General features: G+C 64.4%; 13 protein-coding genes. 3 read left to right on the forward strand and 10 right to left on the reverse strand.

Annotation, left to right across the window (positions count from 1 at the left end; genetic code table 11):
- Positions 1–40: 40 nt before the first annotated feature.
- The 3 genes from AC07X4_RS06170 to AC07X4_RS06180 form a co-directional block, all read right to left on the reverse strand.
- A complete protein-coding gene (locus tag AC07X4_RS06170) occupies positions 41–787 on the reverse strand; it encodes a sulfite exporter TauE/SafE family protein (RefSeq protein WP_494739555.1) in 747 nt (248 codons plus the stop codon).
- Between the two features lie 167 nt (positions 788–954).
- The gene (gene ybeY, locus AC07X4_RS06175; RefSeq protein WP_288850655.1) at positions 955–1,413 is read right to left on the reverse strand and encodes an rRNA maturation RNase YbeY; all 459 of its coding nucleotides are present in this window, start codon (positions 1,411–1,413) and stop codon (positions 955–957) included.
- A gap of 63 nt (positions 1,414–1,476) precedes the next feature.
- On the reverse strand, positions 1,477–2,433 hold the full coding sequence (locus AC07X4_RS06180) for a PhoH family protein (RefSeq protein WP_056059579.1): 957 nt from the start codon (positions 2,431–2,433) through the stop codon (positions 1,477–1,479).
- An 80-nt stretch (positions 2,434–2,513) separates the two neighbouring features.
- On the opposite strand from AC07X4_RS06180, the gene ruvA reads away from it, so the two are divergent.
- From ruvA to ruvB, 3 genes are all read left to right on the forward strand, one after another.
- Complete coding sequence (gene ruvA, locus AC07X4_RS06185) at positions 2,514–3,089, forward strand: Holliday junction branch migration protein RuvA (RefSeq protein ID WP_494739556.1); 576 nt, start codon at positions 2,514–2,516, stop codon at positions 3,087–3,089.
- Between the two features lie 93 nt (positions 3,090–3,182).
- A complete protein-coding gene (locus AC07X4_RS06190) occupies positions 3,183–5,096 on the forward strand; it encodes a trypsin-like peptidase domain-containing protein (protein ID WP_494739557.1) in 1,914 nt (637 codons plus the stop codon).
- A gap of 45 nt (positions 5,097–5,141) precedes the next feature.
- Complete coding sequence (gene ruvB, locus AC07X4_RS06195) at positions 5,142–6,203, forward strand: Holliday junction branch migration DNA helicase RuvB (RefSeq protein ID WP_056059575.1); 1,062 nt, start codon at positions 5,142–5,144, stop codon at positions 6,201–6,203.
- On the opposite strand, the gene AC07X4_RS06200 is transcribed toward ruvB, so the two are convergent.
- The 7 genes from AC07X4_RS06200 to AC07X4_RS06230 all read right to left on the reverse strand — a co-directional run bounded on the left by AC07X4_RS06200 (position 6,160) and on the right by AC07X4_RS06230 (position 12,717).
- Complete coding sequence (locus AC07X4_RS06200) at positions 6,160–7,962, reverse strand: lysoplasmalogenase family protein (protein WP_494739558.1); 1,803 nt, start codon at positions 7,960–7,962, stop codon at positions 6,160–6,162. The two genes, ruvB and AC07X4_RS06200, sit on opposite strands and share 44 nt — an antisense overlap.
- Positions 7,963–8,041: 79 nt before the next feature.
- Positions 8,042–9,208, reverse strand: a complete 1,167-nt coding sequence (locus tag AC07X4_RS06205) for a DSD1 family PLP-dependent enzyme (protein WP_099731351.1) — start codon at positions 9,206–9,208, stop codon at positions 8,042–8,044.
- Complete coding sequence (locus tag AC07X4_RS06210; RefSeq protein WP_494739559.1) at positions 9,192–9,833, reverse strand: histidine phosphatase family protein; 642 nt, start codon at positions 9,831–9,833, stop codon at positions 9,192–9,194. Before AC07X4_RS06210 ends, AC07X4_RS06205 begins: the two co-directional genes overlap by 17 nt.
- A 23-nt stretch (positions 9,834–9,856) precedes the next feature.
- Entirely contained in the window at positions 9,857–10,468 is a 612-nt protein-coding gene (locus AC07X4_RS06215) for a DUF4136 domain-containing protein (RefSeq protein WP_494739560.1), read from the reverse strand.
- 55 nt (positions 10,469–10,523) lie between these two features.
- Positions 10,524–11,507: a tRNA 2-thiocytidine(32) synthetase TtcA gene (ttcA, locus tag AC07X4_RS06220; protein ID WP_494739561.1), complete on the reverse strand. Its 984-nt coding sequence runs from the start codon at positions 11,505–11,507 to the stop codon at positions 10,524–10,526.
- Positions 11,508–11,511: 4 nt separating this feature from the next.
- Positions 11,512–11,895, reverse strand: a complete 384-nt coding sequence (locus AC07X4_RS06225) for a dihydroneopterin aldolase (protein WP_192420890.1) — start codon at positions 11,893–11,895, stop codon at positions 11,512–11,514.
- Positions 11,896–11,928: 33 nt separating this feature from the next.
- Positions 11,929–12,717 (reverse strand): SDR family oxidoreductase, encoded by a 789-nt coding sequence (locus AC07X4_RS06230; protein WP_494739562.1) that lies wholly within the window; start codon positions 12,715–12,717, stop codon positions 11,929–11,931.
- Between the last annotated feature and the right edge of the window lie 4 nt (positions 12,718–12,721).

Here is a 12,721-nt window from a genome sequence, read left to right on the forward strand (position 1 = left end):
GTGGACCTTGGCGTTGGCGGCGAGGCCAAGGGGCTGCTGCTCACTGCCGCCAGAAGAACACCGCCGCCATCACCAGCCCGGTAGCCACGATGCCCCAGCGGAGCACGTTGGCAGGCAGCTTGCGCGCTACGCGGGCGCCGCCATACCCGCCTGCGGTGGCGGCCACCATCATCATCAGCGCCTGCGGCCACAGCACGATACCGCCTGCTGCGTAGATGGCCACCGCAATCGCGGTGAGCAGCGCAGAGACCAGGTTCTTCATGCCGTTCATGGCGTTGAGCTGGGTTTGCCCCAGCAGGCCGAAAAGTGCCAGCAGCAAGATGCCCAACCCGCCGTTGAAGTAGCCGCCATACCCCGCCACGGCCAGCATGCCCAGGGCCGCCTTCCACGGCGCGGCGGGGCCATGGGCCGACGCGCCGGCCCACTGGCGCAGCCGGGGCCCCAGGGCAAACATCGCCGTGGCCGCCAGCAGCAGCCAGGGCACGACCGTGCGGAAAGTGGCATCGGGCGTGATCAGCAGCAGCGCCGCCCCGGCCGATCCGCCGATGAGGGCCAGCAAAACCACTGCCCGCATGGACAGGCCAGGCGGTGGTTGCATGTCTTCCCGAAACCCCCACGCTCCCGCCATGTAGCCCGGCAACAGCGCCACCGTGCCCGTGGCGTTGGCCACCACGGGCGGCACGCCGGTGAAGACGAGGGCGGGCAGGGTCAGAAAGCTGCCACCACCGGCAACGGCATTGAGGGCGCCGGCGACGAAGGCGGCAGCGACGAGCAGGGCGGTATCCAAAGTATCTCCTTGGCCGCAGTGTTGCGCGCGCGGCATTGCACCGATGTTAGGTGGAGATGCCGCGCTTTCGAGTCCGAATTGCGACCGTAAAAGGTGCGACTGCTTTGCGCGCGGCTGCGTTTTTCAGGTGGGCGATCCGCAGGCTCTTGGGGAAACCCTGCATCCGGTCAGGTTGCGTAGGGGTCTTCAAAACCCAGCTCGCGCAGGATGTCGGTCTCGTACGCCTCCATCTCCTCGGCGTCGGCCTCGCTCGTCTCGTGGTCCCAGCCCTGGGCGTGCAGCGTGCCATGCACGAGCATATGGGCGTAGTGTTCTTCCAGGCTCTTGTTTTGCTCTTTCGCCTCGCGCTCGATCACGGGGGCGCACAGCACCAGGTCGGCGGTCACCACCGGCTCCTGCGTGTAGTCGAAGGTGAGCACGTTGGTGGCGTAGTCCTTCTTGCGGTACTCGCGGTTGAGCTGCAGGCCTTCTTCGGCACCCACGATGCGCACGGTGATCTCCGCGTCGGTGGCCAGGGCGTGGCGAATCCAGCGCGTGACCTTGTGGCGGGGCAGCACAGCCCGGTGGGCAGCGGCTTCGTCAAACGCGCCAAACTGCAGCGACAGGGAGAGTTGGTTTAAAGACATTTGAGGTGTTTTTGAGCTACCAGTGCCCAATTTATAAGCGTAAGTAGCTATCAAATTAGGAGTTCAGTCGCGGGTGCGGGCCGCTGCGGCACGGCGGGGGGCGTCGTAGGCGTCCACGATGCGGGCCACCAGCGGATGGCGCACCACATCGGCGCTGGTGAAGTGGGTGATCGAGATGCCCTTGACGCGCTTCAATACGCGCTCGGCGTCGATCAGGCCGCTCAAGGTGCCCTTGGGCAGGTCGATCTGGCTGACGTCACCGGTCACCACGGCCTTGGCGCCAAAGCCAATGCGGGTGAGGAACATCTTCATCTGCTCGGGCGTGGTGTTCTGTGCCTCGTCGAGGATGACGAACGCGTTGTTCAGCGTGCGACCGCGCATGAAGGCCAGCGGCGCAATCTCGATGGCGTTGCGCTCAAACGCCTTTTGCACCTTGTCGTGTCCCATCAGCTCGTACAGCGCGTCGTACAGCGGGCGCAGATAAGGGTCCACCTTCTGCGCCAGATCGCCGGGCAAAAAGCCCAGGCGTTCTCCAGCCTCCACCGCCGGGCGAGTCAGCACGATCCGCTGCACACTGCTGCGCTCCAATGCATCCACCGCACTGGCCACGGCGAGATACGTCTTGCCTGTGCCGGCAGGGCCGATGCCGAAGGTGATGTCGTGCGTGGCGATGTTCTGCAGGTACAGGTTCTGCGTGGGGGTGCGCCCGCGCAGGTCCGCACGGCGGGTGTTGAGGATGATGGCGTCGTCCGGGGCCTCCAGCAGTTCGCTGTCGCCCGCCAGCATCAGCTGGATATAGTCCTCGCCAATGGGGCGCTCGGCCATCTCATACAGGGCCTGCAGCAGCTCCATCGCCTGCGTGGCCTTGGCCTTGGGGCCGTCGACCTTGAACTGCTCGTGCCGGTGCGCAATGCTCACCTGCAAGGCCACCTCGATGGTGCGCAGGTGCGCATCGGCCGGGCCACACAGGTGGGTGAGCCGGGTGTTGTTGTGGGGGGTGAAGGTGTGGCGCAGGATCACGCGGATAATTCCAGTCAGGCAACGGAAAACAGCAAGAACGGCGGCGCGGCATGTCATGCCCGCGTCGTCAAAGGACATCAATGATAGGCAAATTGACCGGCACCCTGCTGGAGAAGAATCCCCCCGAGGTGCTGCTGGACTGCCACGGCGTGGGCTACGAGGTGAATGTGCCCATGAGCACGTTCTACAACCTGCCCGCCGTGGGCGAGCGTGTGAGCCTGCTGACACAGTTCATCGTGCGTGAGGATGCGCAGCTGCTGTATGGCTTTGCAACCGCCCCTGAGCGCCAGGCGTTTCGTGAGCTGATCAAGATCTCCGGCGTGGGGCCGCGCACTGCGCTGTCCATTCTGAGCGGGATGGGCGTGAGCGACCTGGCGCAGGCGATTTCGCTGCAGGAGGCGGGCCGTTTGGTGAAGGTGCCGGGCATCGGCAAAAAGACATCCGAGCGTTTGCTGCTGGAGCTCAAGGGCAAGCTGGGTGCGGACATGGGGGCTGTGCATGGCGCGGCCACCAGCGATGCGCAAGCCGACATTTTGCAGGCGCTGTTGGCTTTGGGCTACAGCGACAAGGAGGCGGCTGCGGCGCTCAAGGCGCTGCCAGCGGAGGTGGGGGTGAGTGACGGAATTAAGCTGGCGTTGAAGGCGTTGGCCCGCTGATAATCGCCCCGAAATGTTCGCCCCACAATGGTTTGGTGGTGACCCTTTTGAGGCTTGCAAGCGTGAGTCGTAGCGATTTCTAGGATGCAGATAATGAAAAAGTTTTCCGTAGTGCGTTGGGTACCCGCCCTCTTCTCGGCAGCAGCGCTGCTGGTGGCGTGTGGTGGTGGCACAGGTGACGCGGCACCTAACGCTCCGTTGCTGTCTCAGGTGGACAGCAGGGTTCAGCCTGTAGAAGCCGTGCAGGATGTTGCTCGAGTGAAGTCCCGCAGTGCCACTGCAGCGCCGTCAGCAGCTGTGGTCGCGTTGGCAGAACTGGCTGCGGAAAAGACCCAGTCCGTGGACTCGGTGGGGCCACGGCTCGTGGGGCAAGGCCGTGATGTGGAGGCGACCAAGTCTGTGTCTGCGATGGGAGCCCTGTGGAAGTGGCGCAAAGCACCTGCGGGTGGCCTGGTTGCTGCGGTGAGCTTCAGTGCGGAAGGGGCCTATGGTTTGCGGCTGGGAGTGCTTGTTCAGCAGCTTCCGGGCAGCGCAGTGGTGCGCGTTTATACGCAGGCGGCGCCTGACAAGGTGTTCGAGATCTCCGGGCAGGAAATTCTCCAACTGATCGAGCGCAATCAGGCTGCGGGCGACCGTTCGGATGCTGCTCGCACGTGGTGGACACCTGATACCGGGGGCGGTGAGGTGACCTTGGAAGTGGAGTTGCCGCTTGGCATTGCCGCGAGTACCTTGCAAATTTCGGTACCCCAGCTGTCGCACATCTTCGCGAACTTGTCCGTACCCACCGAGCAGGAATACCAAGAACAAATTCAGCAGAATGCGAAAGCCATCGGCGATGCCGACACCTGTAACCTGGACGCCACTTGCTACAACGACGGCGCCAACGAACGCAATGCGGTCGCGCGCATGGTATTTGTTAAAGGAGCGAATGCCTACCTGTGCACAGGCACATTGCTCAACGATGGCAGCTCCAGTGGCAAGCCTTACTTCCTGAGTGCCAACCACTGTATTTCAGATCAGACCGTGGCTTCGTCCTTGCAGACGGACTGGTTCTTCCGTTCGTCGAGCTGTAACAGTGGTGCACTGCAGAGTTCGAGTACCAAGAAGGTAGGAGGGGCCAAACTTCTCTACGCCAGTGCCGATACCGATACATCGTTTCTCTTGCTCAACGACACACCTCCCGCAGGAGCGGTTTTTGCGGGGTGGGATGCATCTGCCGTGGCTGCAGGAGTCTCTACCATCGGTTTGCACCATCCCCGTGGCGACCTCCTTAAGTTGAGCTATGGGGCAGTGGTCGGCCAATCGACTTGCACCACGATCTCTGACACGCAATTTTCGTGTGGAGGGACCAGCGGTAACTACTACCGAGTTAACTGGAGCCAAGGCACTACCGAGGGGGGCAGCAGTGGTTCTGCGCTGTTCAGGAACGGCAAGGTGGTAGGCACCCTGTATGGAGGGAGTGCCATTTGTACCAACAAGTCGTCATCGGACTTCTATGGCCGTTTTGACGTGGCTTACAACGCTGCTTTGAAGAACTGGCTGGCATCGGCAGTCAGCAGTGGTCGCGCAGCTGTTTACCGGTTTTACAACAGCAAAACTGGCGCGCATTTCTACACGGCCAGTGCTGCCGAGCGGGATTTTGTGATTAAAACCTTCCCAGAGTTCGGATATGAAAATATCGCGTTCTACGCTTATCCGGATGCCAGCTCCGGCAAGGACCCCGTGTTTCGTTTCTACAACGCCACCAGCGGCGCACATTTTTACTCGGGCAGTGTGGAAGAGCGCGACTATGTGATCACTCATTTTCCTGAATATCGCTACGAGGTCGTCAGCTGGTATGCACAGAAGGCTGAGGGCAACGAGTCTTCTCCGATCTACCGCTTCTACAACGCAAAGACGCGAGCACACTTTTACACGATCAGTGCTGCTGAGCGAGACTTTGTGATTCAGGTCCACAAGGACTTTCAATATGAGGGCCCCATGTACTACGCATGGACTTCGCAGTGAGTTTGTGCCGCAGTATCTAAGGCGCAGACTCTCCCTGCTCACACAATGACCATCCAGACCGACGACTTCACCCCCGCCCCCGCCAAACGCGTCATCTCCGCAGTTCCCGTTTCGCCCCAAGAGGAGGCCATCGAACGTGCCCTGCGCCCCAAACTCTTGCAGGAGTATGTGGGGCAGGCCAAGGCCAGGGAGCAGTTGGAAATCTTCATCGGCGCGGCGAGGAAGCGGGGTGAGGCGCTGGACCATGTGCTGCTGTTCGGCCCGCCCGGCCTGGGTAAGACCACGCTGTCGCACATCATCGCGGCGGAGTTGGGCGTAAACCTGCGCCAGACCAGCGGCCCGGTGCTGGAAAAGCCCAAGGACCTAGCGGCGCTGCTGACCAATCTGGAAAAGAACGACGTTCTCTTCATCGACGAGATCCACCGCTTGTCACCCGTGGTGGAGGAAATCCTCTACCCTGCGCTGGAGGACTACCAGATCGACATCATGATCGGAGAGGGGCCGGCAGCGCGCAGCATCAAGCTGGACCTTCAGCCCTTCACCCTGGTGGGCGCCACCACGCGTGCGGGCATGCTGACCAACCCGTTGCGCGACCGCTTCGGCATCGTGGCGCGGCTGGAGTTCTATACGGCCGAGGAGCTGGCGCGCATTGTCCAGCGCAGTGCCGGGTTGCTCCATGCACCGATGGATGAGGAAGGTGGCTTCGAAATCGCCCGCCGCTCGCGCGGCACACCGCGCATTGCCAACCGGCTCCTGCGCCGGGTGCGCGACTATGCAGAGGTCAAGGGCGATGGGCGCATTACCAAACCCATTGCCGACAAGGCGCTGGCCATGCTCGATGTGGACCCGCAAGGCTTTGACGTGATGGACCGCAAGCTGCTCGAAGCCGTGATCCACCGCTTCGATGGCGGCCCCGTGGGGCTGGACAACATCGCGGCCAGCATTGGCGAAGAGGCCGGCACCATCGAGGACGTGATCGAGCCCTATCTGATCCAGCAGGGCTTCCTGCAGCGCACGCCGCGTGGACGCATTGCCACGCTGGCGGCGTTCCGCCACCTGGGGGTTACGCCGCCGAAGGCGAGCGGGCAAGATCTGTTTGGGGTGTGAGGGGCGTGGCAGAGCCGGGCTCTCCGCGGGCTGTGCCCCGCAGCATGCCTGCCACGATCAGCGCCTGCGCAGCGTAATACGTCGCCAGCACCCAGACCTGCGCCATGGGCAGGGGCGTCACAAACCGGTTGGTGGCCAGCAGCGCGTCGCTGAGCATGAAAAACCCGGCGCCGATGGCGACACACAGCGAAGCGGTGTCGCGCAACACGGTGGCACGGCCCACCGACTGGGCCGCCATCAGCGCGATCACCAGCACATAGGCAGCGACGGGGGCGCGCAATGCAGGCGGCAGGCCGCCCGCCCACAGAAAGGCGTACATGGCCACGCCGATGCCCAGTGTGGCCACCAGCGCACCCCGGTGCGGAAACCACGCCAGTCCACTTTTGAACAGCGCCACATAAAACAGATGCGCTACCAGAAAGCTCACCAGGCCGGGGATGAAGAAGCCCTGGAACATGAGGAACACATCCCCCGCCAATGACCCGCCCAGGGCCGCGATCAGCAAGACCCAGGGAGTTTTTGCGCCTGGTGCACCTCTTGCGCTAGTCGAATATGCACTGGCAGCTACCAAAATAATAGCAATCGCCATGGTCAGCGGTTTGAACAGCCAATGCCATTGTGTGAACTCCAGCGCACTGGTGGCCGTGGCCAGTGCCGCGCTTTGCAGCATCAGCGCCATCAGCATGCGAAGGCGCCCCTGCATCACAGCGCCCAGCGACCATTGCACTGTCAGCAGCACAGCGAACCAGACGGCGCTGTGCGCCAGCGGCGCCGCATCGGCCTGCCACAAAAAGGCCGCCACGCCCCCGAGCAGCAGCACAAATTGCACCAGTGCAAACCATTGCACGGCGCGCGACATCGGTGGGTGGTAGAGCGCCATCTGCGCCATGCTGAAGGCCGGCTTGGGAAAGCGCTCCGCCACGTCCGCAGGCCGCCAGCCCGGCGGATTGATCCAGACCTTGAGCTTGTCGAGCCAGCTGCGTGCGTGCCAGCTGTCGTGCGCCAGCCCGGCGTACACCTGGGCGTTGGCCCACAGCGGGTCCCAGCTGTTGAGCAGGCCGCGCGTGCCGTACACACATTTCTCCTGCGCGTCTTCATCCTTGAAGGTGCCAAACAGTCGGTCCCACAGGATCAGGATGCCGCCGTAGTTTTTGTCCAGATAGGCGTCGTTGACGGCATGGTGCACGCGGTGGTTGCTCGGGCTGCAGAACCAGCGGTCGAACCAGCCCAGGCGTCCCACCTGCTCGGTGTGCACCCAGAACTGGTAGAGCAGGTCAATCAGCGCCACGGCGCCGAACACCAGCGGCGGAACGCCCGCCAGTGCCATGGGCACATAAAAGATCCAGCCCAGCAGCGCGCCCGAGCTCGTCTGGCGCAGGGCGGTGCTGAGGTTGTAGTCCTGGCTCTGGTGGTGCACCGCGTGCGCGGCCCACAGCACCGCCGATTCATGCCCCATGCGGTGGAGCCAGTAGTAGCACAAGTCGTAGAACACCAGCGCCAGCAGCCAGCCGGGCAGGCTGGTCCAGAACGCATCGTTGCGCCACAGCGCCACGTGCTCGAACAGGGCGGTGTAGATGCCGATGCGCAGCAGCCGCGTGAACACTGCGCTGGTCTGGCTGAGCATGCCCAGGCTGATGCTGCTGACGGCATCGGCCAGGCGGTAGGTGTTGCGCTGGCGCTTGAAGCCAATGGCCAGCTCAAGGGCGATCAGCAGGAAGAAGACGGGTGTGGCAAGGACGATGATCTGGCTGGGGCTCATGTTGCCGGATTGTGGTCCAGCAGCCAGCTCACACCGGGGCAGGTGAACCCCTATAGCCCCGGTGTTTAGAGGGCTGCGCCTATGTCAGCGCTCCCCGTGCATCCACCCGGATGATGCGCTCCACCGTGCCGGCCGCCAAACCGCCGCGCACGCCGATCAAAAAGTCATGCAGATTGACCGTGGGGTCGCAATGGCCAGGGATGAGCCAGAGCATGTGTCCCAGGCTGGGCAGGCGGGCATCGGGAGCGTCTGCGTAGAGCAAGCCATGCTCGTCGCCCCCGTTGGCATAGCGCAGGGTGCGGTCGGCGGGCAGCAGGGCCACCGTGGGCAGGCCGGAGTCAATGGCGTGGCTCTTGTGACCGGCGTCGCACACGGCGTGGGTGTCGCGCACCGACACCACCTGGGTCTTGACGTACAGCGCATGTTCAAACGCGGGCTGCGCAGGATCGCGTTCGTTGCGCGCGTAATCTGCGTCCATGAACAAAAACGAGCCTGCCTGCAACTCGCCAAACACGCCGCTGGCGGCCTCGTGAACCAGAGTGCCTGTGCCTGATCCGGTGATCAGCGGCACGGGCAGCCCGGCGGCTTCGATGAGCTGGCGCGTGTGATCCGCCGCGCGAACGACAGCGGCGATGGTCTCGCGCCGACCCACGCTGCTGGCCAGGTGCTGGGCGCGCCCATGGTAGGCCTGCAGCCCCGCAAACCGCAGGCGGGGGCTGCGCGACACGGCCAGCGCGAGAGGCACGGCGGCCTCGCCCGGCGGCACGCCGCAGCGGCCCTGGCCCACGTCGATCTCGACCAGCACATCGATGCCCGCATCGCTGCCGTACTGCGCCATGGCTTCGGCCAGGCGTTCGATGCCGTCGATGTGGTCCACGGCCACGCCCAGGCGACCGCCGCGTGCCGCCAGCAGCGCCGCCAGCCGCGCCACGCGGTGCAGCTTGGGCATGGCAATGACCTGGTTGGTGATGGTGATGTCATCCACCCCACCGGCGGCCAGCGCCTCGGCCTCGGCCACTTTCTGCACACACACGCCCTGGGCGCCGGCACGTTGCTGCAGCAGCGCGAGTTCGGCGCTCTTGTGCAGCTTGGCATGGGGGCGCCAGCGCACGTGGTGCTTGCGCGCGAAGTCGGCCATGCGCTGGATGTTGCGGTCCATGGCATCCAGGTCCACCACCAGTGCGGGGGTGTCGATAGCGTCCACCCGCTGGCCGATGGTGGATTGCAATTCAGGCGTGGTTTTCATCGCGCAGGACAATCTGGTCAAGGTGTTGGGTGTCCGCCCAGCCGACGAGGGTGAGGCCGTCAGGCGTCCACAGCAGGCGGTTGATGGCGGCGTTGGAGAGTTGCCAGGTGCGCGGCGCCTGGATGTCCTGGCGCGTGGCCAGGCGGTACAGCACATCGAGCACGCCGCCGTGCGCCACCATCACCACCTGCTCGCCCACATGCTGCTGCGCCAGCGCGGTCACGGTGCGTTCGATGCGGTCCCGCAAGGTGACAAGGGATTCGCCGCCCTCGGGCGTGTAGTGGGGGTCGCGCTTGCGCCAGCGCAATGCGTCCTCAGGCAGCTCGGCCTCGATCTCGGCAAACGTGCGGCCCTGGAAGTGCCCGAAGCTGCGTTCGCGCAATCCCGGCTCGGTCTTCAACGGGGCGCCTGTGGTGTGGGCCACGGCCTGGGCGGTGGCGTGCGCGCGTTGCAGGTCGCTGGTGTAGATGGCGGCAATCGGCTCGCCCACCAGGGCCTGCGCGACCTGGGCGGCCTGCCACAGGCCGGTGTCGTTGAGCGGGATGTCCAGGTGGCCCTGGATGCGGGTGTCCACGTTCCAGGCGGTTTCGCCGTGGCGGATGGCAACGATGCGGGTGGCGTGCATGCAATAGACGGGCGTAGAGGGAATCAGTGTGAGGGCGGAACCAATGGAAGGCGTACTTGCCGTGGCCCCTCGGGCGGCTTCGGAAAGCCGTTGAGTGCGGCGTCGAACAGCACGCCATAGACGGCCGGATCGCTCACCCACACATCTTCGTGCACGGCGGAGGTTTCGTACACGACGGCCTGGGTTCTGGCGTCGCGCATCACGATGCTGACCGCGCGGCGGTGCAGGGGCGTGGGCTCGCCAAAACGCCACATGCCATGCACGCCCCAGCCTCGGCCATACCAGCCGCCCATGCCCCAGGGGCCGGGGCCGTAAGGGCCGTACGGGCGGAACGGGTCATAGCGCGGCACGGCGTCGGCCTGCACGCCCAGTTGCACCAGCAGGCGGGGCGCAGCATCGTCGCGCTGCAGGCCCGCGCGCGCCAGGGCCTGTTCGGCCAGTGTGGTGATGGTGTCGAACGAAGGGGCCTGCTGCGAAGGCAGGCGCTCAATGCCGTACGTAGCGGGTGCGGGCACGGCCGCCAGCGTTGAGAAGCTCTGCACCTGGCTCTCCACCACGCGAGTGGTGCTGCAGCCTGCGAGCAGGGTGACGGTGAGGCCCAGGAGCAGGGCGGGAATCCATCGGCGTTGTGTCATGGTCAGAGTGTCCTGAAACACGGATCTCCGTGAGAGTGCCGCTGGCCCCGGCAGTTCACGACAGTTGCACCACCTGCACGCCGGGCAGCGATGGCGATGGCGCCGCAAACTCTTCCTTGTCAAAGGCCTTGTCGCCGTCTTCGCTGGCGATGCCGGTGGCTTTGGCGTTCTTGAAGTCGTACAGACTGCCGTCCAGCAGGTGCGAGGGCACCACGTTCTGCAGGGCGTTGAACATGTTCTCCACGCGGCCGGGGAAGCGCTTTTCCCACTCGCGCAGCATCTCGCCCACCTGCTTGCGCTGCAGGTTCTCTTGGCTGCCGCACAGGTTGCAGGGGATGATGGGGAAGTTGCGGTGCGCAGCCCAGCGGGCGGTGTCTTTCTCGGCCACGTAGGCCAGTGGGCGGATCACCACATGCTTGCCGTCGTCGCTGACCAGCTTGGGCGGCATGCTCTTCATCTTGCCGCCAAAGAACATGTTGAGCAGCAGCGTCTGCAGGATGTCGTCGCGGTGGTGGCCCAGCGCGATCTTGGTGCAGCCCAGCTCATCGGCCACGCGGTACAGAATGCCCCGGCGCAGGCGGCTGCACAGGCTGCAGGTGGTCTTGCCCTCGGGGATCAGCTTCTTGACGATGCTGTAGGTGTCCTCGTTCTCGATGTGGAAGGGCACGCCGGTGCTGGCCAGGTACTCGGGCAGCACATGCTCAGGAAACCCCGGCTGCTTCTGGTCCAGATTCACGGCCACCAGGTCAAAGTGGATGGGCGCGCGGGCCTTGAGCTTGAGCAGGATGTCCAGCAGCGCATAGCTGTCCTTGCCACCCGACATGCACACCATGACCCTGTCGCCTTCTTCAATCATGTTGAAGTCGACGATGGCCTTGCCGACTTCGCGGCACAGGCGCTTTTCCAGCTTGTGGGTTTCACGCTCGATCTTCATTCGGGCGGCGCCGCTGGCGGCTGCCTCTGCAGGCTCGTCGGCCCAGCCGACGGGGGCGAAGAGGGCGGGGTTGGTGGTCGGGGCTTCGTTCACTACGGTGCTCATGGGGTCACCACTGTCCTGTCTCGACGCGAATGGCCACTTCGCAGTCGTCAAAAATTTCGAGTTTGGCAATCTTCACGCGCACGCCCAGCACACCGGGCAGCTGCATCAGGCGGTTGGCCAGCTTGCCGATCAGGCTCTCCAGCAGGTTCACATGCTCGGCCGTGCACTCGTCGATGATGATCTGGCGCACACGCCGGTAGTCCAGCACATGGCCGATGTCGTCGTCGCGCGGGGCCAGCGGCTGCACGCCCAGGCTCAGTTCGGCATCGACCTGAATGGGTTGCGGGTCGGTCTTTTCGTGGTCGAGGATGCCTAGGTTGGCATCGAAGCGCAAACCGGTGAGCGTCAGGATCTGCGTGCCAGTCATCTGGGAAGGGGTCTGTGTCATGGTGGGGGCTCGTTGTGTGCGCAAGCGCTGGGCTCACATCAACGAGAAATCGCGGTCAAACTTCATCAGGTGCTGGCCGCCATCGACCAGCAGCGTGGTGCCGGTGATGGAACGGTTCTCCAGCGCAAACTTCACCGTGGCGGCCACGTCCTCGGCGGTGGAAGAGCGGCCCAGGGGGCTGAGGGAATGCAACTGGGCGAACTTTTCGTCGCTCAGCATATGGCTGGTCAATGTGAGGCCGGGTGCCACGCCCACCACACGCACGCGCGGCGCCAGGGCCAGCGCCAGCATGGTGCCGGCGGCTTCCAGCGCGGCCTTGGAGAGCGTGTAGCTCATGAAGTCGGGGTTCTGGTTCCAGAGCTTCTGGTCCAGCAGGTTGACCACGGCGCCCTGCGCGTCGGCCTCACCCGCCGCCACCCGGTCGGCCAAATGCTGGTGCAGGGCCTGGGCCAGCAGCACGGGGGCCGCGGTGTTGCTGCGCAGATGCTTTTCGAGCGCGGCAAAGCCAAAGGTCTCTACGTTGTCGTGCTCGAACAGGGAGGCGCTGTTGACCACCGCGTCAACGCTGCCAAAGTGCGCCACCACGCGGGGCAGCAGGCCGCGCACGGCGGCTTCGTCATCAAAATCGGCCTCAAAATGGGCGCTTGCGCTAGTCAATCTTGCACATTCAGCTACTGTATTGATAGCATCTTGCGCTGACGAGCGGTAGTGCACCGCCACCTGCCAGCCGCCGGCAGCCAGGGCCAGCGCAATGCTGCGACCCAGGCGCTTGGCGGCACCGGTCACCAGCACGGTGCGGGGGCGGTGGGGAAGGGGAGGGATGGAC

Source organism: Acidovorax sp. GW460-11-11-14-LB4 (genome assembly GCF_059423685.1).